Origin of the sequence: Pseudomonas sp. COW5, from assembly GCF_026240005.1 — a bacterium.
GTDB lineage: Bacteria > Pseudomonadota > Gammaproteobacteria > Pseudomonadales > Pseudomonadaceae > Aquipseudomonas > Aquipseudomonas kribbensis.
Window position 1 is genome coordinate 3964818 of record NZ_JAPHVP010000001.1, and the last position, 21114, is coordinate 3985931.

A 21114-nucleotide genomic window follows, 5' to 3' on the forward strand; every position below is an offset into this window, starting at 1 on the left:
CATGCCTCAAAATTGCCAGATCATTGGCGTCAATTCTGTGACAAATATTGATCCGGGTAAAGGCGTAATGCCAGCACCAATTATCAGAAATGCGGACTGGTTTGAAAAGAATGCGTCGGCCCGTATCGCTGACCGCGTCCTGATGTGCAGGAGCTGATGCCCGAAGGCGCCAGACCGTGCATGCTATGCGGCTAGAATCCTTGTTCCTTACCTTGTACAGGATAGTGGCAAATGGCCGATTTACTAGGGGCGTGCACCTGCTGGGGGGCGTTTTCAGGATGGATGGCAAGCTTATTTATCTGATGGGGCCATCCGGCTCGGGCAAGGACAGTCTCATCGAGGCTGTGCGTGAGCGTTTGCATCTGCTGGATTGTGAGGTCATGCGTCGCGTCATTACTCGGTCGGCGGAATCTGTGGGGGAGGATGCGCTCAGTGTCACTCCTGAGGAGTTTGATCGACGCCGACGCGCCGGTGAGTTTTCATTGTCATGGCGGGCGAACGGACTCTCCTATGGTATTCCTGCTGAAATGGACCAGTGGTTGAAAACCGGGCGCCACGTATTGGTAAACGGATCGCGCGCGAATCTGCGTCAAGCGCTGGAGGATTATCCGACGTTGTTGCCGGTTTTGTTGACAGTCAGGGAAGAGGTGTTGCGGGAGCGTCTGCTTAAGCGTGGACGAGAGACGCTTGAGCAAATCGATGCCAGGCTTGCTCGCAACACCTTGTTCCTGGAAAGGAGGTCAATCAGTAGACCTGTGTTCCAGCTCGATAACTCTGGCGAGTTGGCGGTGGCCGCTGATCATTTTGTGGAGTGGGTGAAGCTCAACGTAGTACCGGATCAAATTTGAACTTGCGGCCGGCTGCCAGTGCAAGCAAGAACAGCACTGCAAAAACGGCGCAACCGATCAGGGGCGGGGTGACTTCGGTTTGTTCGAACAGCGAAAAATGCAGGGCGCCGCTCAAAAAGGCGAGGATCAAAAATCCTGCCGCTGACTTGGACATGCTGTACTCCTGAAGATGAATCAAAACACCAGGCGATCGATCGATTTGGCTTGCGACGTCTCGAGGGGCGCGCTGACTTCCTGTGAGTGGCTGCCCTGGTCACTCAGCACTGCCCACTGTGGCGCCTTTTGTACCTGCAAGTAATGCGGCATACGCTGTGCAACCGGTTCAGTGCTCTCGGGGGCAAAGTGAAAAGCCACCAGAATCGCTAAAGCGATCGCGTTTGCAAGCAAGAGGGTGCGGTTCATGAGGCTGATCTCCGATCGTTCTTCTGCAGAACAGGCGAAGCAGTCGTCATGCCAACAGTTTAACCGCTGTTAAGTCCTTTAAAAACAAGCATTTAAGAGGCATCTTAAAAAATGGCGCATTGCAATGTGCAATGACGGTTATTTTGAGATGATGCAAATTGCACGGTAAATTGCCCTTCGAGATTGCGGGGCACCTGCCTACACTTAAAATGCCATACGGACGACATGACAAATCAAGGTTCGGCCGTTAACATGCTCGCCGTCCGTCGCGCAGCGTCTGCAAGCGACAACGCGTGTGTCTCAGTAGCTCAATTGGATAGAGCATCCCCCTCCTAAGGGGAAGGTTGGCAGTTCGAACCTGCCCTGGGACACCATCTATACAAAACCTTCTTTGTTGATGTCCGCCGGCCTCACGGTTGATTATCGCTTTCTGTTGTTTTCATATTTCTTTGATTTGCTGAAGCGGCGCGGGCTGGTTGCGTCTTGTGGGTGGATCATTGCTTCTGAACTGATCCTCAGCTTCCTGTCTTGTAATGCAGTCGGTTCGATGGGTATTGCTTGGCTTTGCGTTTTCATGGAGCCCGAATGTTCTTCTCTCTATATATAGAGGAGCATGAGGGGGGGGCATTGGGTACGGTTGCTCGTTGCGCTGAATGCGCGCTGATATTTGGATCTTTCGACAGTGCTGGGCTTCTGATTGATAGAAAAACAAAATTAAAGGTTGACGGCAGATTCTGAGTCTCTATAATTCGCCCCACTTCCGGCGCAGTCGAAACGGAAAACTCCTTGAGATTCAATGAGTTATGTAGGTTTCGATGGCGGGCTGCTTCAGATCATCGAAGCCTGGAAAGAGTTGGAAATGCCGGTTCTTCTGGTGCTTTCAACGGTTCGGTCTTCTCGATCGAAAGCGGAGAAAAAGAGGTGTTGACAGCGGCGTGTAACGCTGTAGAATTCGCCTCCCGCTAACGAGAGATCGGAAGCGCAAGTGGTTGAAGTTGTTGAAGAAATCTTCGAAAACTTCTGAAAATAATCACTTGACAGCAAATGAGGCTGCTGTAGAATGCGCGCCTCGGTTGAGACGAAAGATCTTGACCAACCGCTCTTTAACAACTGAATCAAGCAATTCGTGTGGGTGCTTGTGGAGTCAGACTGATAGTCAACAAGATTATCAGCATCACAAGTTACTCCGCGAGAAATCAAAGATGTAACCAACGATTGCTGAGCCAAGTTTAGGGTTTCTTAAAAACCCAAAGATGTTTGAACTGAAGAGTTTGATCATGGCTCAGATTGAACGCTGGCGGCAGGCCTAACACATGCAAGTCGAGCGGATGAAGGGAGCTTGCTCCTGGATTCAGCGGCGGACGGGTGAGTAATGCCTAGGAATCTGCCTGGTAGTGGGGGACAACGTTTCGAAAGGAACGCTAATACCGCATACGTCCTACGGGAGAAAGCAGGGGACCTTCGGGCCTTGCGCTATCAGATGAGCCTAGGTCGGATTAGCTAGTTGGTGAGGTAATGGCTCACCAAGGCGACGATCCGTAACTGGTCTGAGAGGATGATCAGTCACACTGGAACTGAGACACGGTCCAGACTCCTACGGGAGGCAGCAGTGGGGAATATTGGACAATGGGCGAAAGCCTGATCCAGCCATGCCGCGTGTGTGAAGAAGGTCTTCGGATTGTAAAGCACTTTAAGTTGGGAGGAAGGGTTGTAGATTAATACTCTGCAATTTTGACGTTACCGACAGAATAAGCACCGGCTAACTCTGTGCCAGCAGCCGCGGTAATACAGAGGGTGCAAGCGTTAATCGGAATTACTGGGCGTAAAGCGCGCGTAGGTGGTTCGTTAAGTTGGATGTGAAATCCCCGGGCTCAACCTGGGAACTGCATCCAAAACTGGCGAGCTAGAGTATGGTAGAGGGTGGTGGAATTTCCTGTGTAGCGGTGAAATGCGTAGATATAGGAAGGAACACCAGTGGCGAAGGCGACCACCTGGACTGATACTGACACTGAGGTGCGAAAGCGTGGGGAGCAAACAGGATTAGATACCCTGGTAGTCCACGCCGTAAACGATGTCAACTAGCCGTTGGGAGCCTTGAGCTCTTAGTGGCGCAGCTAACGCATTAAGTTGACCGCCTGGGGAGTACGGCCGCAAGGTTAAAACTCAAATGAATTGACGGGGGCCCGCACAAGCGGTGGAGCATGTGGTTTAATTCGAAGCAACGCGAAGAACCTTACCAGGCCTTGACATCCAATGAACTTTCCAGAGATGGATTGGTGCCTTCGGGAACATTGAGACAGGTGCTGCATGGCTGTCGTCAGCTCGTGTCGTGAGATGTTGGGTTAAGTCCCGTAACGAGCGCAACCCTTGTCCTTAGTTACCAGCACGTTATGGTGGGCACTCTAAGGAGACTGCCGGTGACAAACCGGAGGAAGGTGGGGATGACGTCAAGTCATCATGGCCCTTACGGCCTGGGCTACACACGTGCTACAATGGTCGGTACAAAGGGTTGCCAAGCCGCGAGGTGGAGCTAATCCCATAAAACCGATCGTAGTCCGGATCGCAGTCTGCAACTCGACTGCGTGAAGTCGGAATCGCTAGTAATCGCGAATCAGAATGTCGCGGTGAATACGTTCCCGGGCCTTGTACACACCGCCCGTCACACCATGGGAGTGGGTTGCACCAGAAGTAGCTAGTCTAACCTTCGGGAGGACGGTTACCACGGTGTGATTCATGACTGGGGTGAAGTCGTAACAAGGTAGCCGTAGGGGAACCTGCGGCTGGATCACCTCCTTAATCGACGACATCAGCTGCTCCATAAGTTCCCACACGAATTGCTTGATTCATTGAAGAAGACGAAAGAAGCAGCCCGAAATTGGGTCTGTAGCTCAGTTGGTTAGAGCGCACCCCTGATAAGGGTGAGGTCGGCAGTTCGAATCTGCCCAGACCCACCAATTTTGTGTGGGAAACGCCTGTAGAAATACGGGGCCATAGCTCAGCTGGGAGAGCGCCTGCCTTGCACGCAGGAGGTCAGCGGTTCGATCCCGCTTGGCTCCACCACTACTGCTTCTGAAGTAAGAGCTTAGAAATGAGCATTCCATCGATTTGATGGTGAATGTTGATTTCTAGTCTTTGACTAGTTCGTTCTTTAAAAATTTGGGTATGTGATAGAAAGATAGACTGAACGTTACTTTCACTGGTAACGGATCAGGCTAAGGTAAAATTTGTGAGTTCTCTTAGTTGAGAAATTCGAATTTTCGGCGAATGTCGTCTTCACAGTATAACCAGATTGCTTGGGGTTATATGGTCAAGTGAAGAAGCGCATACGGTGGATGCCTTGGCAGTCAGAGGCGATGAAAGACGTGGTAGCCTGCGAAAAGCTTCGGGGAGTCGGCAAACAGACTTTGATCCGGAGATGTCTGAATGGGGGAACCCAGCCATCACAAGATGGTTATCTTGCACTGAATACATAGGTGCAAGAGGCGAACCAGGGGAACTGAAACATCTAAGTACCCTGAGGAAAAGAAATCAACCGAGATTCCCTTAGTAGTGGCGAGCGAACGGGGACTAGCCCTTAAGTGGCTTTGAGATTAGCGGAACGCTCTGGAAAGTGCGGCCATAGTGGGTGATAGCCCTGTACGCGAAAATCTCTTAGTCATGAAATCGAGTAGGACGGAGCACGAGAAACTTTGTCTGAATATGGGGGGACCATCCTCCAAGGCTAAATACTACTGACTGACCGATAGTGAACTAGTACCGTGAGGGAAAGGCGAAAAGAACCCCGGAGAGGGGAGTGAAATAGATCCTGAAACCGTATGCGTACAAGCAGTGGGAGCAGACTTTGTTCTGTGACTGCGTACCTTTTGTATAATGGGTCAGCGACTTATTTTCAGTGGCGAGCTTAACCGAATAGGGGAGGCGTAGCGAAAGCGAGTCTTAATAGGGCGTCTAGTCGCTGGGAATAGACCCGAAACCGGGCGATCTATCCATGGGCAGGTTGAAGGTTAGGTAACACTGACTGGAGGACCGAACCGACTACCGTTGAAAAGTTAGCGGATGACCTGTGGATCGGAGTGAAAGGCTAATCAAGCTCGGAGATAGCTGGTTCTCCTCGAAAGCTATTTAGGTAGCGCCTCATGTATCACTGTAGGGGGTAGAGCACTGTTTCGGCTAGGGGGTCATCCCGACTTACCAAACCGATGCAAACTCCGAATACCTACAAGTGCCGAGCATGGGAGACACACGGCGGGTGCTAACGTCCGTCGTGAAAAGGGAAACAACCCAGACCGTCAGCTAAGGTCCCAAAGTTATGGTTAAGTGGGAAACGATGTGGGAAGGCTTAGACAGCTAGGAGGTTGGCTTAGAAGCAGCCACCCTTTAAAGAAAGCGTAATAGCTCACTAGTCGAGTCGGCCTGCGCGGAAGATGTAACGGGGCTCAAACCATACACCGAAGCTACGGGTATCACGTAAGTGATGCGGTAGAGGAGCGTTCTGTAAGCCTGTGAAGGTGAGTTGAGAAGCTTGCTGGAGGTATCAGAAGTGCGAATGCTGACATGAGTAACGACAATGGGTGTGAAAAACACCCACGCCGAAAGACCAAGGTTTCCTGCGCAACGTTAATCGACGCAGGGTTAGTCGGTCCCTAAGGCGAGGCTGAAAAGCGTAGTCGATGGAAAACAGGTTAATATTCCTGTACTTCTGGTTATTGCGATGGAGGGACGGAGAAGGCTAGGCCAGCTTGGCGTTGGTTGTCCAAGTTTAAGGTGGTAGGCTGAGATCTTAGGTAAATCCGGGATCTTAAGGCCGAGAGCTGATGACGAGTTGCCTTTAGGCGACGAAGTGGTTGATGCCATGCTTCCAAGAAAAGCTTCTAAGCTTCAGATAACCAGGAACCGTACCCCAAACCGACACAGGTGGTTGGGTAGAGAATACCAAGGCGCTTGAGAGAACTCGGGTGAAGGAACTAGGCAAAATGGCACCGTAACTTCGGGAGAAGGTGCGCCGGTGAGGGTGAAGGACTTGCTCCGTAAGCCCATGCCGGTCGAAGATACCAGGCCGCTGCGACTGTTTATTAAAAACACAGCACTCTGCAAACACGAAAGTGGACGTATAGGGTGTGACGCCTGCCCGGTGCCGGAAGGTTAATTGATGGGGTTAGCTAACGCGAAGCTCTTGATCGAAGCCCCGGTAAACGGCGGCCGTAACTATAACGGTCCTAAGGTAGCGAAATTCCTTGTCGGGTAAGTTCCGACCTGCACGAATGGCGTAACGATGGCGGCGCTGTCTCCACCCGAGACTCAGTGAAATTGAAATCGCTGTGAAGATGCAGTGTATCCGCGGCTAGACGGAAAGACCCCGTGAACCTTTACTATAGCTTTGCACTGGACTTTGAATTTGCTTGTGTAGGATAGGTGGGAGGCTTTGAAGCGTGGACGCCAGTTCGCGTGGAGCCATCCTTGAAATACCACCCTGGCAACTTTGAGGTTCTAACTCAGGTCCGTTATCCGGATCGAGGACAGTGTATGGTGGGTAGTTTGACTGGGGCGGTCTCCTCCTAAAGAGTAACGGAGGAGTACGAAGGTGCGCTCAGACCGGTCGGAAATCGGTCGTAGAGTATAAAGGCAAAAGCGCGCTTGACTGCGAGACAGACACGTCGAGCAGGTACGAAAGTAGGTCTTAGTGATCCGGTGGTTCTGTATGGAAGGGCCATCGCTCAACGGATAAAAGGTACTCCGGGGATAACAGGCTGATACCGCCCAAGAGTTCATATCGACGGCGGTGTTTGGCACCTCGATGTCGGCTCATCACATCCTGGGGCTGAAGCCGGTCCCAAGGGTATGGCTGTTCGCCATTTAAAGTGGTACGCGAGCTGGGTTTAGAACGTCGTGAGACAGTTCGGTCCCTATCTGCCGTGGACGTTTGAGATTTGAGAGGGGCTGCTCCTAGTACGAGAGGACCGGAGTGGACGAACCTCTGGTGTTCCGGTTGTCACGCCAGTGGCATTGCCGGGTAGCTATGTTCGGAAAAGATAACCGCTGAAAGCATCTAAGCGGGAAACTTGCCTCAAGATGAGATCTCACTGGAACCTTGAGTTCCCTGAAGGGCCGTCGAAGACTACGACGTTGATAGGTTGGGTGTGTAAGCGCTGTGAGGCGTTGAGCTAACCAATACTAATTGCCCGTGAGGCTTGACCATATAACACCCAAGCAATTTGCGTCGAAAGGCCAGATTGCGGTGTGTGAAGACGCAAGAACCGAAAGTTCGAGTTCACAAAACACCGAAAACTATCCATACCCAATTTGCTGAAGCGAGGCCATCCGGCCACGAGTCAGTACCCGAATTTCTTGACGACCATAGAGCGTTGGAACCACCTGATCCCATCCCGAACTCAGAAGTGAAACGATGCATCGCCGATGGTAGTGTGGGGTTTCCCCATGTGAGAGTAGGTCATCGTCAAGATTAAATTCCGAAACCCCAATTGCGAAAGCAGTTGGGGTTTTGTTTTGCCCGCAGGAAAGTTTCTGTTTCTGCTAACCCATTTAGACCTGGCCAAGGTTTCTCGCTTAAAGAAGCCCCGCGCAGGATGACCTGACGGGGCTTTTTTATTGTGCGCTTCACAGATTATTCTGCGGCGCCGCCTCCGACTTCGCCAATCGAAGTACTGATCTCGATAATGCGTCGGCGTCCGTTGACCTCGAAGCTACGCTCCTCGTCTCCCGAACCTGGCTTGCGCAAGGTCAGCTGCCCAAATAATCCGCGTTTTTCGCTGTAGGTTCCGAACCAATTGTTCAATCTTGCAATAAAGCATTCGGTGCCAATAATCACCGGGAAGTCAGCCACCGATTCTATGGCGTAATAGCCCGCGCCATAGCTGTAATACTCCTCAACGTCTTTGGCTGACGGAGGAATGGGGCAAATCGGCTGCCTCTCCTGCGTGGAATCGGATGGCACTTGATCCATACCGACCAAGCCTTGGGTGAGTGCACGTTGCAATTCAGGCTTCAGCTTGTAAGTGGTGTTGCTGACTTCATGCTGCTGTGTGAGTGGAATGTGCAGTTGATAGCGGTAGCGAACTTTGACGGTAGGTACCTGGCGGTTGATTTGCAGAGGGCTGAGCAGGTAGACCTGATCAACACCATATCCACTGTCACGATAGGCGACGTAAACCTTTCCGCGAATGCTGATCCAGCTCACTGATTGATTGGCACCGCGATCATTGATCGAGTACAGCGAACTGCCGGCAACTGATTCCTGACCGAGCGCGGCTGTTCTGCGGATAAATCTATCGCCATCACGGCGGTAGGTTTCGATGAACGTGAACAGCCCCGTACCGCCTGTATAAATCTGAACAATCAGGTCGCGATGACCGTCGCCATCCAGATCAAGCAAGGTAAACGAGGTTCGACCGAGTTCGGTGTCGGCATCCAGGTTCGAGGCTTGCAAGGCGCTCCATTCGCTCTGGCTAACGCCTTTGGGAGCGGTCTTGGGGAAGTGCGTTTTTTCGGAGTATTGATCGTCATCAGGCTCAGCAGAAAATGAGGTCTGGCCATTTTTGATCGTCAGGGCGTCGAGTGCTCGCTCCAGCGCAAACTCCGGATCGATTTTGTTTGCCGCCCGGATGTTCTTTTGCAGATCCTCCAGAACCTCTTGGTCGATCTCATTCGGTTTGTAGACAACAGCTTCCTTCCACTGCGCCTGCAACAACTGCAAGCGTTCACGATAGCTTTGCCCGAGGCACGAAATGTTGTCGACACACTCGTTCCGTGCTTTCAGCCAAAGCCGTTGAGTACGCTTGAGGTCCGGCAGTTTATCAGTGGGGTTTTTCATCAATCCCCGATAAACCACTCCCATTTGCGCATCCAGTTCATATAGCCCTTTATCGGCACAAATAGTGTTTTCGACGGTGTTTACCGCTTTTGTGCAGTCCATTCCGGTCGCCATTGCCTGCTGGAGAAACAGCAGAATACCGGCGGACACGATGTAGCGTCCTTTGATGTACACGATCCAAGCCTTTTATGAGGGGGGAGCAGCCGAGCAGGCCAGTTGTTGCATAAGGAATCTTGAAGTGTCTGCTTCAGAGAACGTCACTTCTGGCCGATAACCCGATCGGCACTTGCAATCTCATCGGCTGCGCATGAAATCGCTTGATAGCATTTAGCCTCCAGTTATCATCTGCGCGCTTGTGAAAGCCCTCGGTTCTTCTACTTCAATTGTCTGGAAATCCTCGATGCTGTCGTATCACCAAAAGAGTTTTCTGATCGTCGATGATTTCTCGGATTTCCGCAGTTCCGTACGCTCGATGTTGCGCGAGTTGGGCGTCAAGGACGTGGACACCGCCGACACCGGTGAGCAGGCGCTGAAAATGTGCGCGCAGAAGTCCTACGATTTCATCCTTCAGGACTTCCACCTGGGTGACGGCAAGAAAAACGGTCAGCAGGTGCTGGAAGACCTGATGATGGAAAAGCTGATCAGCCACGAAGCCGTGTTTGTGATGGTCACCGCAGAGACTAGCCAGGCGATGGTACTCAGTGCCCTGGAGCATGAGCCGGACGCCTATCTGACCAAGCCGTTCAACCGGATTGGCCTGGCTCAACGTCTGGAGCGTCTGGAGCAGCGCAAAACCCTGCTCAAGCCGATTCTGCAGGCCCTTGACCGTGGTAAACCGGTCGAGGTGCTCAACGCCTGTATCGCCCTGTGCAAGCAGGACATCCGCTATTCGCCGCTGTGCCTGCGCTACCGCGCCGATGCCTTGCGCGACATGAATCAGAACGAAGCACTTGAGCGTTTGTATGACAGCATCATCGCCGATCGGCCGTTGCCGTGGGCCTTTGCCGGACTGGGCAAGTTGCTGTTCAAGCGCGGTCAGGTGGCCCAGGCCAAAGGCGTGTATGAAAAAGCCCTGAAAGTGTTTCCGATGATGCCGGCGCTGTACGACGGCATGGCAGATGTTCTTGTGGCCGAAGGTGATACCAAAGGCGCACAGCGGACGCTGGAAGAGGCGATTCGCCTGTCGCCACTGGCGGTACGCCGGCAAGCGTTGCTCGGCAAACTGGCAATGGCCAACGAGGATTTCGACACGGCGTCGCGGGCTTACCGTCAGGCTGTGGCGCAGGGGGCGCAGTCGCGCTTCAAGGATCCGGAAAGCAACCTGGGTCTTGCCCATGCGCTGATCAGCAAGGGCAGCGAAAAGGGCCTCGATACCCGCACGCGGCTGGAGATCAATACCACCCTAAGTGCTGTGGCCAAGGAAAACCCGACCGATCCAGGCCTGCAGATTCGCGCGCGCCTGATGAAGGCCACCAGTCTGTTGCTCAACGACGCCGAGACCGCCGAGAAGCTCACCGAGCAAGCGCTGATGCGTCTCGACGGTATGGAGCAGTTCATGAGTCCCGAGGCGGCGCTGCTGGTCGCCAAGCAATTGCAGATGCTGGGGCAGGCCGAGGCGGGCACGTCGATGCTCAAGAGCTGTGCGGAAATCTACGGCGATGACCCGACGGTGATGAAAGACATCGCCAAGCTCACCGACGACCCGACTATTCTCAGTTCCAGTAATGCCGCCGCCGACCTCAACCGTCAAGGCGTGCGCGTGTACAAGACCGGCAATCTGGTGGAGGCCCGCGAGGTGTTCCGCAAGGCGCTGAAGATGCAACCGAAGAACATCAGCATTGCGCTGAACATGGCGCAGTCGCTGCTGCATGGCACCGACACCAGTGTGCCGTCTGCGGAGCTGGAAGAATGTCGGGCCTGCCTGAAACTGGTGGGCCTGATGCCCGACACCGACGCGCGTTATCCGCGTTATCAGAAGCTGAAAAGCAAGGCGTTTGGCGAATGAACCAAGACGAGCAGGCACTGGATTTTTCCACGGTGATCGCCTCCACCGTGCACGACATGAAGAACTCTCTGGCCATGCTGATGCAGGCACACAGCCAATGGTTGGCGCGCCTGCCCGAAGACCAGCGTCAGGTGCCGGAGCAGGGCGTGATCGACTTCGAGTTCGCCCACCTCAACGGCATGCTGGTGCAGTTGCTCGGGCTGTACAAGCTCGGGGTCAACCAGATGCCGTTGCAGCCGGCCTATCACGAACTGGACGATTTCATCGAGGCGCAATTGGCGGCCCATCAAGAGGTTTTCGCCAGTCGCGGCATTGTCGCAACTTACGAAGTCGACCCGCTCAGTCCATTGGGTTTCTTCGATCGTGAACTGATCGCCTCGGTGCTCGGCAACTGCATCAACAATGCGATCCGCTATGCCCGTGAATCGCTGCTGATCACCGTCAGCGACGAGGCCGGGCAACTGGTGTTGAGCATCAACGACGACGGCGACGGTTACCCGGTCGAGATGCTCGAGCGTCAGGCCGATTATGTGCAGGGCATCAATCACAGCAGCGGCAGTACCGGCCTCGGTCTGTACTTCGCCGGGCGCATCGCGGCACTGCATCAGCGCAACGGTGTCGGCGGTCGTACCGAGATCCGCAATGGCGGGCCATTGGGTGGCGGCGTATTCAGTATTTACTTGCCCTGATTCACGAATTCATCGACAGGCATTCTTTTTGTTGGCCGCTGCTTGATATTCCGAACAGCTGAAGCCTATTTTGTCCGGGTCGCCGTTCGCGGCTCGCACAATAACAAGGATTGCGTCATGACAACCGATGGCCAGCGTTCACTCGCGCAGCGATTGACGGGCATTGATGAAATTGAATGTGTCACGCCGGATTTGAACGGCGTGCCACGGGGCAAGGTAATGACCGCCGAGGGTTTCCTCGAAGGGCGGCGTTTGCAGATGGCCCGGGGGGTGCTGCTGCAATGCATCATGGGGGGCTATCCCGCTGCACGGTTCTACGGCAGCGATGACGGCGACCTCGCGCTGGTGGCCGATCCTGCGCAGATCCATCCTCTACCGTGGAGCCAGGAGCCGCGTGCGCTGGCCATCTGTGATGCCGATGAGCTGACCGGCGAGAGCTCCAACCTGTCGACCCGTGGCCAGCTCAAGAAGGTCATTGCCCGTTATGCGGCCCTCGGCCTGGCGCCGGTAGTGGCGACTGAACTCGAATTCTTTGTGTTCGCCCCGAACACCGATCCGACGCAACCATTCCAGCCACCGGTCGGCCTTGACGGTCGTCGCGAGGACGGTCACTCGGCGTTCAGCGTCAGCTCCAACAACGGTCTGCGACCGTTCTTCAGTGAAGTCTATAAATGCATGGCGGCCCTGGGCCTGCCGCGCGATACCTTCATGCACGAAATGGGCGTCAGCCAGTTCGAGATCAACCTGTTGCACGGTGATCCGCTGTTGCTGGCTGACCAGACATTCCTGTTCAAGCATCTGCTCAAGGAAGTCGCGCTCAAGCATGGCCTGACCGTGGTCTGCATGGCCAAGCCTTTGGCGCACACGCCGGGCAGTTCGATGCACATCCATCAGAGCATCGTCGAGATCGGCAGCGGCAAGAATGTGTTCAGCGACGAGAACGGTCAGCCGACCGCGATGTTCCGCCACTTCATCGGCGGGCAGCAGGCGGGCATGGCGGACTTCACCGCGCTGTTTGCGCCGAACGTCAATTCCTACCAGCGCCTGTGCCATCCGTTTGCCTCGCCGAACAATGCTTGCTGGTCCCACGACAATCGCGCGGCGGGTCTGCGGATTCCGGCCAGTTCTCCGGTCGCCCGTCGGGTCGAGAACCGTTTGCCGGGCGCCGATGCCAACCCGTACCTGGCGATTGCCGCGAGCCTGGCAGCCGGTCTGCACGGCATCGAGCATGAGCTGGAGCCAAGTGCGCCGATCCAGGGTGAATTCGAAGTGCCGGACAATCTTTCGCTGCCGTGTACGTTGCACGCCGCGCTCGAGCGTCTGAAGCGCAGCCAGTTGGCCAAGGAACTGTTCGGCAAGGAGTTCATCGAAGGCTACATCGCTTCGAAGACTATGGAACTGACCAGTTTCTTTGATGAGATCACCCCCTGGGAACGGCGCGTTCTGGCAGCCCAGGCCTGACGAAATGTCGTCATCGGGCTATCGTTCGATAGCCCGACACTCACCGCAAGGAGCCGCTCGGAACGCCGATGCGCCAAATCTGGAAATCCTTTCGAGCGCTGTATTTCGCCTCGCTGATGATGTTGATCGGCTCGGGCCTTCTTTCTACTTATCTGGCGTTGCGTCTTGCGGCCGACCATGTCGACGGACTGTGGGTCGGTGCGCTGATGGCGGCCAACTATTTCGGTCTGGTGCTGGGCGGCAAGATCGGTCACCGGTTGATTGCCCGGGTCGGGCATATCCGTGCCTACTCGGCGTGTGCCGGGATCGTCGGCGCGGCGGTGCTCGGTCATGGTCTGGTGGACTGGCTGCCGGCCTGGCTGGTGCTGCGGACCATCGTCGGCCTCGGCATGATGTGCCAGTACATGGTGATCGAGAGCTGGCTGAACGAGCAGGCCGACGCCAACCAGCGCGGCGTGGTGTTCAGCGGCTACATGATTGCCTCGTATCTGGGGCTGGTGCTCGGTCAACTGATTCTGGTCATGCACCCGGGCCTGGGCCTGGAACTGCTGATGCTGGTTGCCCTGTGTTTCGCCCTGTGTCTGGTGCCGGTGGCACTCACCCGGCGGATTCACCCGGCGCCGTTGCATCCGGCACCGATGGAGCCGCGCTTCTTCATCAAGCGCGTGCCGCAGTCGTTGAGTACGGTGCTCGGGGCAGGGTTGATCATCGGCTCGTTCTACGGTCTGGCACCGCTGTATGCATCGCAGCAGGGGTTGTCCACCGAACAGGTCGGTCTGTTCATGGGTACCTGCATTTTTGCCGGGCTGCTGGTGCAATGGCCGTTGGGCTGGTTGTCCGACCGTTATGACCGGGCCTTGCTGATCCGCTGCTTCGCCGGGTTTCTGGCTATAGCCGCATTGCCACTGGCGATCATGCCGCAGGTGCCGCTGGAGATTTTATTCGTCGTCGGCTTCCTGTGTTCACTGGTGCAGTTCTGCCTGTATCCGCTGGCCGTGGCGTTCTCCAACGACCATGTCGAAGGCGATCGGCGGGTGTCGCTGACGGCGATGCTGCTGGTGACCTACGGAGTGGGCGCCAGCATCGGGCCGTTGCTCGCCGGCGTGTTGATGAAAATGTTCGGCAGCCAGAGCCTGTATGCGTTCTTCACCTTTTTCGCGCTGGTGCTGGTGTGGCGCATCCGGCCGAAAGCCGTGACCAATCTGCACCAGGTCGACGACGCACCGCTGCATCACGTGGCGATGCCGGACAGCATGTCCAGTTCACCTCTGGTGGCGGCGCTCGATCCACGGGTCGACGAGCAAGTGGTGCAGGAGCAGATGCAGACCACGGTTGCACCTGAACCGGCACCCGAAACTGCCACTGAACCTGAATCACCTGTTGAGCCGGATGCCGGCAACGACAATCCTGCGCCGGACATCAGTGGCGCCAGGCCCTGATCCTGAAAAAACACAAGGCATAAAAAAACGGGCAGTCACCGCAAGGGACTGCCCGTTTTTCATGGTGCATGCGAATCAGAGATCGTCTTTGTCGAAGCGCCGTGCTTCACGTTGCAGCTGATAGACGAAACGCTCGACGTTGCGCGCTGCCGGGCCGCTGATGTTGTGAAAGCGCAGGCCGGCAAAGGTGATGTTGAGTTTTTCTTCGAAGTGCAGGTAACGCAGCTCGACCGCCGCTGGCTGGTTGCCGAACAGCGGCGGGGCGATCAGGCGATCGTAGACCTGGCCCAGTTGCAGACGGTCGGTGATATCGCCTTCGAAACGCAGCTTGCAGCCGGTGGCGGAGATATCCAGCAGTTTGCCACCGATTGGCGATTTGAGCTTTTCGCCGCCCAGTTCGACGCTCACCAGATCGGTCAGCTTCAGTGCGGCGCGGAAGGCGTTGCGGCGCTGGTGATAGACCACTTCGGTGGGCATCTCGCCGACATAGAAGCGGTCACCGTCGGATTCCTTGATGTCCAGCGTGCCGTTGTATTCCCAGGCGATGCGCACGCCTTCGTGGAAACCTTCGACCTTGAAGGGTTCGCCGGCCAGCAGGAAGCGCTCGCCATCGCGCGGGATCATTTCGTCCAGGGCAATGGTCGCGGTTTCCCGGTCGACCTTGATCAGGTAGCTCTGGAAGCGCTGGCTGCGCTCGTGAAAGGTGATGATCAGCGGATCGTGGCTCTCTTGCAGCTGGCGCAGATTGCTGGAGATCTCCAGGGGCGTGGTAAGCACCTTTGGGGGCTGCGGAGCGTCATCATTGGACACGTTAAATCAATCTCCAGACAAATTTTGACTACGACTGGCCAGTATTTTGCCAGCATGTATCGCGCGTTGATAGGGCGCAAGCATGGAAGAAAGCATCACGCCTGGCTGAGCGCGCGCGGTTTCTGCAGTTTGGAGAAGGTGCCGCTGGCATCGTAGAGCGCGGGAGGCTCGCCACCGGTGAGGATTTTCAGCTGATTGGCCGTGGCGGCCTGCTGCATCACGATCGACTGGCCATTCTTGACGTTGGCCGCCTGGCACTGGGCGATCAGGTCAGTCAGGACATCGCTCTGGCTTAGCAACTGATCGCCGATGCTCGACTGGCTGGCCAGTTGTTCAAGGCCCTGGCGGTCGAGCGACAGATTGAGGCTGGCGAGGATTTCGCTGCGCTTGCGGCCATGCTGCTCGAGCAGAATGATCAATGCCTGTTTGCGCGCCAGAATTTCTTCCAGCAGGGGCATGTCGCGACCGTGCAAGGCGAGGGACTCGGTATGCAGTAACTCCAGCAGTTGTTGAGCTGGAGCAAAGTCGTCGGTGATCAGTTGCAATAAAGTAGTGTCGTGCATGGCTGGCCTTGGGTTTTAAGCGTCCAAAAGCCTGGCGCAGGCCGAGGCCTAGCGCTGGGCTTCGAAGTTGAGCAGTTTGCTGGCTACACGGTTGCTGTCGACTTTGTAGCTGCCATCGGCAATCGCTGCTTTCAACTCGGCCACACGGGCTTTGTCGACGGCAGGCTGATCGCGCAGCTTGTCAGTGACCTTCTGCAACTGTTGAGCCTCATTGCTGAGGTGTACCGATTCCCCGCTTTTTGCGGTACTGGCCTGTTCGGCCGGGGTATTCAGCGGCGCGGAAGTGCCGGTTTCGGCGGTTTCCTTGGGCGCGCTGGTACGTGTACTGCCCGTAAGTGACGAGGAGCTGTTCAAACGGCTGAAATCGATGACCATGTTAAAAACCTCTGGGAATTTGGACGCTTGCCATGTTCTCGGCCATCCCCTGGAAAACTTTAGGCTCTTTTACCAATGAGCCTGCATGCGCCGCACAGATCCTGCTGCGGCACAGTTTAGGGAACAGCTCAGGTTGGCGCCAGTTTTCTGCGCGATCACTCACGAGGCTTTCCTGTCATTGCTCCAGTCGTTGCTCACATTGCCACTTCCACCTGGCCCGGCGCCATGACCTGCGCCTTGATGACCCGCTGGGAATTGAGGTTTTTCACTCGGATCTGTTCTTTCAGGCCGCCATTGGACAGCGCCTCGCCCGGCATGCGCACGGACAGCGTGCCGCTACGGGCGGTAATCACCACTTGATCACCTTTGCGAACGACTTCCGCCTGTTCCAGATGCACAAGGGTAATCACCTGATCGGCGACCGTTGGTCGGGTCAATTTCTGCCCGATCGCCTCATCCACCGACGTCAGAAAGCCCTGGTTGATCAGGCTGACATCATGCTCGCGCAGGGTCACGTCCTGGGGCTCGATGATGCCGGCGCGCTTGAGCGGGCGAGTGGTGGTCACGACCGGGCGAAACAGGCGGACTTGAGCGGGTACGAACACGGTCCAGGGGGAGGCGCCTTCACAGCGGACCTTGACGGTCACACGACCCAAAGGACGCCCCGGACTCTCCAGGGACGCTGTCAATTCCTTGTCGCACATAGGCATGCGCATGCGCGGATCGAGCTGCTTGACCTCGATTTCATAACGCCCTTCTGTTTGACTGGTAGCCAGATAGTCTTCTACGGTGAATTCAAGAAAGCCCTGAGTGACGCCGATAAGCATGTCAGGCAAGGTAACCGCATCAGCACTGGCAGGGCTGCCCGCGAAAAACAGGCAAGCGGCAGACACCGCGCAAAGTCCTCTGCGGATAGGGGATGTCAGGCGTCGGAAAAATGTCGTTTGAATGTTCATACGAGTTAAAAAGCAAGCGCCGTGCCGTTTAGCAATGAATGTGCGTCGCAACAACACTTGGCGTTGGTGTAGGAGTCTGGGCATGGCTGGTGTAATGGATTCGGTGAACCAGCGCACGCAACTGGTGGGGCAGAATCGCCTGGAGCTGTTGTTGTTCCGTCTCGACGGCCAGCAGCTCTACGGGATCAACGTGTTCAAGGTTCGGGAAGTGCTGCAGTGCCCGCAACTGACGTTGATGCCCAAGTCCAGTCCTGTCGTGTGCGGGGTGGCGAATATCCGGGGGGCGACCATTCCGATCCTCGATCTGGCAATGGCGACCGGCTCCGGGGCGTTGAAAGACAAGAACAGTCCGTTCGTGATCATTACGGAATACAACACCAAGACCCAGGGTTTCCTGGTGCGCTCGGTGGAACGTATCGTCAACATGAACTGGGAAGAGATCCATCCGCCACCCAAAGGGACCGGTCGCGATCATTACCTGACTGCTGTGACTCGGGTGGACAATCAGTTAGTCGAAATCATCGACGTCGAGAAGGTGCTGGCGGAAGTCGCACCGACACCGGAAGCGATTTCGGTCGGCGTGGTGGATGTCGAGACCCAGAGCAAGGCATTGTCGTTGCGGGTGCTGACGGTCGATGACTCGTCGGTGGCGCGCAAGCAGGTGACGCGTTGCCTGCAGACGGTCGGTGTCGAAGTGGTGGCGCTGAACGACGGCAAGCAGGCGCTGGATTACCTGCGCAAGCTGGTCGACGAGGGCAAGAAGCCGGAAGAAGAGTTCCTGATGATGATCTCCGACATCGAGATGCCGGAGATGGACGGGTACACCCTGACGGCGGAAATCCGCGGCGACCCTCGCATGCAAAAGCTTCATATCATCCTGCATACTTCGTTGTCGGGTGTGTTCAACCAGGCGATGGTCAAGAAGGTCGGTGCCGATGACTTCCTGGCCAAATTCCGTCCTGATGACCTGGCATCCCGGGTAGTCGACCGGATCAAAGCAGCAGATATCAGCTAGGGACCTCCGTCCCTGGCGGTCAACACGATTTAAGAGGCGGCATCATTTGTCTACGGGTAATTTGGATTTCGAACAGTTCCGGGTCTTCCTGGAAAAAGCCTGTGGCATTTTGCTCGGTGAAAACAAGCAGTACCTGGTCTCGAGCCGTCTCAACAAACTGATGGAGCAGCAAGGCATCAAGTCCCTGGGTGAGCTGGTACAGCGCATCCAGACCCAGCCGCGCAGCGGTTTGCGCGAGCAGGTGGTCGATGCCATGACGACCAACGAAACCCTGTGGTTTCGTGACACCTATCCGTTTGAAGTCTTGAAGAACAAGGTGCTGCCCGAGGCGATCAAGGCTGCTCCCAACCAGCGTCTGCGGATCTGGTCGGCGGCCTGCTCGTCGGGTCAGGAACCCTATTCGCTGTCGATGTCGATCGACGAGTTCGAGCGGACCAACATCGGTCAGTTGAAGATGGGTGTGCAGATCGTCGCCACGGATCTGTCCGGCAGCATGCTGACCAACTGCAAAACCGGCGAGTACGACAGCCTGGCGATCGGTCGCGGTCTGTCCGCTGATCGTCTGCAGCGCTACTTCGACCCGAAAGGGCCGGGGCGCTGGGTGATCAAGGCGCCGATCAAGAACCGGGTGGAATTCCGCTCGTTCAATCTGCTTGACAGCTACGCCAGTCTTGGCAAGTTCGACATCGTGTTCTGCCGCAACGTGCTGATCTACTTCTCCGCCGAGGTGAAGAAAGACATCCTGTTGCGCATTCACAGCACGCTGAAGCCGGGCGGTTATCTGTTCCTCGGCGCTTCCGAAGCGCTGAACGGTTTGCCGGACCATTACCAGATGGTCCAGTGCAGCCCGGGGATCATTTACCAGGCGAAGTGACCGGCACCGGCAACACAAAAAACGGGAGTCCTCGGGGGCTCCCGTTTTTTTATGCCTGAGATTTTTTGCGGTGGCGGCAAGCGGCAGAAAAGCGGCATCCGGCGGAAACCCGTTGCCGCTTTTCTGGCATTGCCGCCTTGCCGACCCCCTGCAAAGCCCCGGAATCCGGGGCTTTTTAAAACTGGCACGACGCTTGCTATAACCCTGTTACGAAAAACCCGGTCACCTGAAGGTTCCCGACATGAGCATCAGCTTCGATAAAGCGCTCGGAATTCACGAAAAAGCCCTGGGCTTCCGCGCCCAGCGTGCCGAAGTCCTGGCCAACAACATCGCCAACGCCGACACCCCGAACTACAAGGCTCGGGATCTGGATTTCTCCAAAGTGCTCGAAGCACAGAGCCAGAAGAACGCCAACGGCACCATCGCCCTGAACATGACCAACAGCCGTCACATCGAAGCTGAAGGCCTGGGCAATGGCGACGAGTCGCTGATGTATCGCACGCCGATGCAGCCGTCGATCGACCAGAACACCGTTGACGCCCAGCTGGAACAGTCGAACTACGCGGAAAACGCCGTCGGCTTCCAGGCCAGCTTCACGCTGCTCAACAGCAAATTCAAAGGGCTGGTGTCAGCCCTGCGCGGAGAGTAATCCATGTCCCTGTCCAGCGTTTTCAACATTGCCGGCAGCGGCATGAGCGCCCAGACCACGCGTTTGAACACCGTGGCTTCGAACATCGCCAACGCCGAAACCGTCTCTTCGAGCATCGACCAGACCTATCGCGCCCGTCACCCGGTGTTTGCCACCATGTTCCAGGGCGGCCAGAGCGGCGGCAGCAACTCGCTGTTCCAGAACCAGGACGCCGCAGGCCAGGGCGTGCAGGTGCTCGGCGTGGTCGAAGACCAGAGCAACCTCGAAGCGCGCTACGAGCCAAATCATCCGGCCGCCGACGCCAAGGGCTACGTCTACTACCCGAACGTCAATGTGGTGGAAGAAATGGCCGACATGATTTCCGCGAGCCGGTCCTTCCAGACCAACGCCGAAATGATGAACACCGCCAAAACCATGATGCAGAAGGTACTGACCCTCGGTCAGTAATAAGGGGCGACTGCCATGAGTGTTACCGATACCACCAGCAGCCTGAGCATGAAGGACATCCTGGCGAACTCGTCGAAAAAGACCAGTTCGACCACCGGTGACGGCATCGCTTCGGCCACCAACAGCGCCACCGGCGGCCAGGCCCTGGGCAAGGACGCGTTCCTGCAACTGCTGGTGACCCAGCTGAAAAACCAGAACCCGCTCGACCCGCAGGACAACAGTGCATTCGTTGCCCAGCTCGCGCAGTTCAGCAGCCTCGAGGGGATCACCACCCTCAACAGCACCGTGAGTTCGCTGGCCGGCAACTACAACTCGTCGCAAGCCCTGCAGGCTTCGTCGCTGGTCGGCCGCAACGTGATCGTGCAGACCAACTCGGTCCAGCTCGACGATCCGAGCAAAGGCATGACCGGCTCGGTCACCGTTCCGTCGTCGATTGCCGGCGGCACCGTCAGCATCACCGACAGCAGCGGCACGGTCGTTCGCACCATCGATCTGGGCAGTCGCGCCGCAGGCAATGCGAGCTTCACCTGGGACGGCAAGGACAAGGACGGCAACCTGGTGAAGACCGGTACCTATACCGTCAAGGCCAACGCCTCGATCAATGGCACCGCGACCGACCTGGCAACTTATCTGCCGGCCACCGTCACCAGCGTGACGATCAGCCAGACCGGTGGCGAGCTGATGCTCAACCTGTCCGGCAAGGGCACCGTCGCCCTGTCCAAAGTACAAACCATTGGTATATAGAGCCGACTA

At 56.2% G+C, this 21114-nt stretch carries 17 protein-coding genes, 3 tRNA genes and 3 rRNA genes; 16 read left to right on the top strand and 7 right to left on the bottom strand.

Features of this window, described 5'->3' with window-relative positions:
- Positions 1-278 precede the first annotated feature (278 nt).
- On the top strand, positions 279-848 hold the full coding sequence (phnN, locus tag OQ248_RS18070) for a phosphonate metabolism protein/1,5-bisphosphokinase (PRPP-forming) PhnN (RefSeq protein WP_265813503.1): 570 nt from the start codon (positions 279-281) through the stop codon (positions 846-848).
- Here the strand turns inward: phnN and OQ248_RS18075 are convergent.
- Complete coding sequence (locus OQ248_RS18075; protein ID WP_085709730.1) at positions 823-1002, bottom strand: PA3371 family protein; 180 nt, start codon at positions 1000-1002, stop codon at positions 823-825. The two genes, phnN and OQ248_RS18075, sit on opposite strands and share 26 nt — an antisense overlap.
- 20 nt (positions 1003-1022) lie before the next feature.
- The gene (locus OQ248_RS18080; RefSeq protein ID WP_248742483.1) at positions 1023-1250 is read right to left on the bottom strand and encodes a hypothetical protein; all 228 of its coding nucleotides are present in this window, start codon (positions 1248-1250) and stop codon (positions 1023-1025) included.
- A 297-nt stretch (positions 1251-1547) separates the two neighbouring features.
- Here OQ248_RS18080 and OQ248_RS18085 point away from each other — a divergent pair.
- From OQ248_RS18085 to rrf, 6 genes are all read left to right on the top strand, one after another.
- Positions 1548-1624 (top strand) — tRNA-Arg (locus tag OQ248_RS18085).
- A gap of 885 nt (positions 1625-2509) precedes the next feature.
- Positions 2510-4046 (top strand): 16S ribosomal RNA (locus OQ248_RS18090).
- 81 nt (positions 4047-4127) lie between these two features.
- A tRNA-Ile gene (locus tag OQ248_RS18095) sits at positions 4128-4204 on the top strand.
- 30 nt (positions 4205-4234) lie between these two features.
- A tRNA-Ala gene (locus OQ248_RS18100) sits at positions 4235-4310 on the top strand.
- A 245-nt stretch (positions 4311-4555) separates the two neighbouring features.
- Positions 4556-7446: ribosomal RNA gene (locus tag OQ248_RS18105) — 23S ribosomal RNA — on the top strand.
- Positions 7447-7594: 148 nt separating this feature from the next.
- Positions 7595-7710, top strand: a 5S ribosomal RNA gene (rrf, locus tag OQ248_RS18110).
- The 16S, 23S and 5S rRNA genes sit together here with 2 tRNA genes alongside, the layout of an rRNA operon.
- Before the next feature lie 162 nt (positions 7711-7872).
- Here rrf and OQ248_RS18115 read toward each other — a convergent pair.
- Positions 7873-9252: a lysozyme inhibitor LprI family protein gene (locus OQ248_RS18115; RefSeq protein ID WP_265813504.1), complete on the bottom strand. Its 1380-nt coding sequence runs from the start codon at positions 9250-9252 to the stop codon at positions 7873-7875.
- Positions 9253-9478: 226 nt separating this feature from the next.
- Here OQ248_RS18115 and OQ248_RS18120 point away from each other — a divergent pair, with 226 nt between their 5' ends.
- The 4 genes from OQ248_RS18120 to OQ248_RS18135 all read left to right on the top strand — a co-directional run bounded on the left by OQ248_RS18120 (position 9479) and on the right by OQ248_RS18135 (position 14672).
- The gene (locus OQ248_RS18120) at positions 9479-11083 is read left to right on the top strand and encodes a tetratricopeptide repeat-containing response regulator (protein ID WP_265813505.1); all 1605 of its coding nucleotides are present in this window, start codon (positions 9479-9481) and stop codon (positions 11081-11083) included.
- On the top strand, positions 11080-11772 hold the full coding sequence (locus tag OQ248_RS18125; RefSeq protein WP_085711010.1) for a HAMP domain-containing sensor histidine kinase: 693 nt from the start codon (positions 11080-11082) through the stop codon (positions 11770-11772). The genes OQ248_RS18120 and OQ248_RS18125 overlap by 4 nt, the downstream gene beginning before the upstream one ends.
- Before the next feature lie 219 nt (positions 11773-11991).
- On the top strand, positions 11992-13233 hold the full coding sequence (locus OQ248_RS18130) for a glutamine synthetase family protein (RefSeq protein WP_170931624.1): 1242 nt from the start codon (positions 11992-11994) through the stop codon (positions 13231-13233).
- A gap of 68 nt (positions 13234-13301) precedes the next feature.
- Positions 13302-14672 (top strand): MFS transporter, encoded by a 1371-nt coding sequence (locus tag OQ248_RS18135; protein WP_265813506.1) that lies wholly within the window; start codon positions 13302-13304, stop codon positions 14670-14672.
- Positions 14673-14747: 75 nt separating this feature from the next.
- Here the strand turns inward: OQ248_RS18135 and OQ248_RS18140 are convergent, their stop codons facing one another.
- The 4 genes from OQ248_RS18140 to flgA form a co-directional block, all read right to left on the bottom strand.
- Positions 14748-15482 (bottom strand): flagellar brake protein, encoded by a 735-nt coding sequence (locus tag OQ248_RS18140; protein WP_114884861.1) that lies wholly within the window; start codon positions 15480-15482, stop codon positions 14748-14750.
- Positions 15483-15577: 95 nt separating this feature from the next.
- Entirely contained in the window at positions 15578-16045 is a 468-nt protein-coding gene (locus OQ248_RS18145) for a flagellar protein FlgN (protein WP_114884859.1), read from the bottom strand.
- Between the two features lie 48 nt (positions 16046-16093).
- On the bottom strand, positions 16094-16420 hold the full coding sequence (gene flgM, locus OQ248_RS18150; protein WP_085711005.1) for a flagellar biosynthesis anti-sigma factor FlgM: 327 nt from the start codon (positions 16418-16420) through the stop codon (positions 16094-16096).
- A 194-nt stretch (positions 16421-16614) separates the two neighbouring features.
- Positions 16615-17376, bottom strand: coding sequence for a flagellar basal body P-ring formation chaperone FlgA (gene flgA, locus OQ248_RS18155; protein WP_119429788.1), 762 nt, complete (start codon positions 17374-17376; stop codon positions 16615-16617).
- An 82-nt stretch (positions 17377-17458) separates the two neighbouring features.
- Here flgA and OQ248_RS18160 point away from each other — a divergent pair, with 82 nt between their 5' ends.
- From OQ248_RS18160 to flgD, 5 genes are all read left to right on the top strand, one after another.
- Positions 17459-18391, top strand: coding sequence for a chemotaxis protein CheV (locus tag OQ248_RS18160; RefSeq protein WP_065258844.1), 933 nt, complete (start codon positions 17459-17461; stop codon positions 18389-18391).
- A gap of 46 nt (positions 18392-18437) precedes the next feature.
- Positions 18438-19265, top strand: a complete 828-nt coding sequence (gene cheR / locus OQ248_RS18165; protein ID WP_007960327.1) for a protein-glutamate O-methyltransferase CheR — start codon at positions 18438-18440, stop codon at positions 19263-19265.
- A gap of 241 nt (positions 19266-19506) precedes the next feature.
- Positions 19507-19914: a flagellar basal body rod protein FlgB gene (flgB, locus tag OQ248_RS18170; RefSeq protein ID WP_025112931.1), complete on the top strand. Its 408-nt coding sequence runs from the start codon at positions 19507-19509 to the stop codon at positions 19912-19914.
- A gap of 3 nt (positions 19915-19917) precedes the next feature.
- Entirely contained in the window at positions 19918-20361 is a 444-nt protein-coding gene (gene flgC / locus OQ248_RS18175) for a flagellar basal body rod protein FlgC (protein ID WP_054593596.1), read from the top strand.
- A gap of 15 nt (positions 20362-20376) precedes the next feature.
- Positions 20377-21105 (top strand): flagellar hook assembly protein FlgD, encoded by a 729-nt coding sequence (flgD, locus tag OQ248_RS18180; protein ID WP_265813507.1) that lies wholly within the window; start codon positions 20377-20379, stop codon positions 21103-21105.
- The last annotated feature ends 9 nt before the right edge of the window (positions 21106-21114 follow it).

Bases quoted from the DNA above. Each gene is read 5' to 3' on its own strand.
- phnN (WP_265813503.1), top strand. From the start codon at position 279: ATGGATGGCAAGCTTATTTATCTGATGGGGCCATCCGGCTCGGGCAAG.
- OQ248_RS18075 (WP_085709730.1), bottom strand. From the start codon at position 1,002: ATGTCCAAGTCAGCGGCAGGATTTTTGATCCTCGCCTTTTTGAGCGGC.
- OQ248_RS18080 (WP_248742483.1), bottom strand. From the start codon at position 1,250: ATGAACCGCACCCTCTTGCTTGCAAACGCGATCGCTTTAGCGATTCTG.
- OQ248_RS18120 (WP_265813505.1), top strand. From the start codon at position 9,479: ATGCTGTCGTATCACCAAAAGAGTTTTCTGATCGTCGATGATTTCTCG.
- OQ248_RS18125 (WP_085711010.1), top strand. From the start codon at position 11,080: ATGAACCAAGACGAGCAGGCACTGGATTTTTCCACGGTGATCGCCTCC.
- OQ248_RS18130 (WP_170931624.1), top strand. From the start codon at position 11,992: ATGACCGCCGAGGGTTTCCTCGAAGGGCGGCGTTTGCAGATGGCCCGG.
- OQ248_RS18135 (WP_265813506.1), top strand. From the start codon at position 13,302: ATGCGCCAAATCTGGAAATCCTTTCGAGCGCTGTATTTCGCCTCGCTG.
- OQ248_RS18145 (WP_114884859.1), bottom strand. From the start codon at position 16,045: ATGCACGACACTACTTTATTGCAACTGATCACCGACGACTTTGCTCCA.
- flgM (WP_085711005.1), bottom strand. From the start codon at position 16,420: ATGGTCATCGATTTCAGCCGTTTGAACAGCTCCTCGTCACTTACGGGC.
- flgA (WP_119429788.1), bottom strand. From the start codon at position 17,376: ATGAACATTCAAACGACATTTTTCCGACGCCTGACATCCCCTATCCGC.
- OQ248_RS18160 (WP_065258844.1), top strand. From the start codon at position 17,459: ATGGCTGGTGTAATGGATTCGGTGAACCAGCGCACGCAACTGGTGGGG.
- flgB (WP_025112931.1), top strand. From the start codon at position 19,507: ATGAGCATCAGCTTCGATAAAGCGCTCGGAATTCACGAAAAAGCCCTG.
- flgC (WP_054593596.1), top strand. From the start codon at position 19,918: ATGTCCCTGTCCAGCGTTTTCAACATTGCCGGCAGCGGCATGAGCGCC.
- flgD (WP_265813507.1), top strand. From the start codon at position 20,377: ATGAGTGTTACCGATACCACCAGCAGCCTGAGCATGAAGGACATCCTG.